The following is a 983-nucleotide window of genomic DNA, read 5'->3' as shown; positions in this document are numbered from 1 at the left end:
CATGTTGGCAAGAAATACAGATTTTGCTCTATTGGCTGCCACTGCCGACTCTTTGGCGTGCAGGATTTCGTAAGTTTGCCTTTGCTTTTCTTCCACCACACGATTGACTTGCTGCGCAAAGAGAGTGAACTCGTCACTACCATCGACTGCGACTTTTTTCTCTTTTTCTTCCTCATTAACAAGGGTATTAAGAGCATGAATGATTGCGCCAATCTTACTGTTAACACGATACCAAGTGGCAACCCCCAGCCAGCCAAGCAAGAGAAGAACTACCGCAACACCACAGGTAATGAGCAATACATTTCGTTTTTGCTCATTGACTTGAGTAAGTAGCGATTGCTCAGCTTGACGAGTAAATCCTTCAATCATCATTTGCAATCGCTGAACCCGAAAATCGAGTTCGTCAAGGTAAGCCGCATAATCGCTGCGTGGCATGTCGCCATTCATTAGCCTCGCTCTTGATTCCAAATTACGTTGATAGCGGGGGGAGCTGAAAAGGCCAAGCAGTTTATCGACATGCGCATAAGATGCCCCCAAATGCAAAAATGCATCTAGATTTTGCTGCTGACGATCAATGGTTTGAAAAAAAACGCTTTGGTTCAGCTTCGCATCTGGATCCATCACTAAACGGTAGGTCAGCCAAGCCTCTTTTTGCGTCCAATAAGATAATTGAGCAAGGTAAGCAATAAAGTTCTGCATGGCGTGCCCATCGCTATTTCCATACAGCTGATAGTTTTGTAGCAAGGAAAGCGACATTTCTTGCAACAACTGAAACGCCCAATCACCCACTTCATCTGTGTTGGTAAGATCCCCAGACACCATACCAAGCATCGCCTCTTTTAAATCATCGGCGTACTCGGAAGTGTGTGGATTAGTGGAAAATTTATGATGCATGGAGAGCACCACATTATTTTGGACATCCACTTCGATACTTAAAGGCGTTTCCTGACCGTATTGGCGTCTGTCTTTTTCCATGCTGTAGA

The 983-nt window shown here is 44.8% G+C and carries 1 pseudogene; it reads right to left on the bottom strand.

The features are described from left to right. A pseudogene (locus R7093_RS24265) lies at positions 1–983 on the bottom strand (hybrid sensor histidine kinase/response regulator); the annotation flags it as partial.

Source organism: Vibrio sp. 1580, from assembly GCF_033340055.1.
Note: the sequence above shows the minus strand (reverse complement) of the source record. Positions and strands in the feature narration are given on the sequence as shown.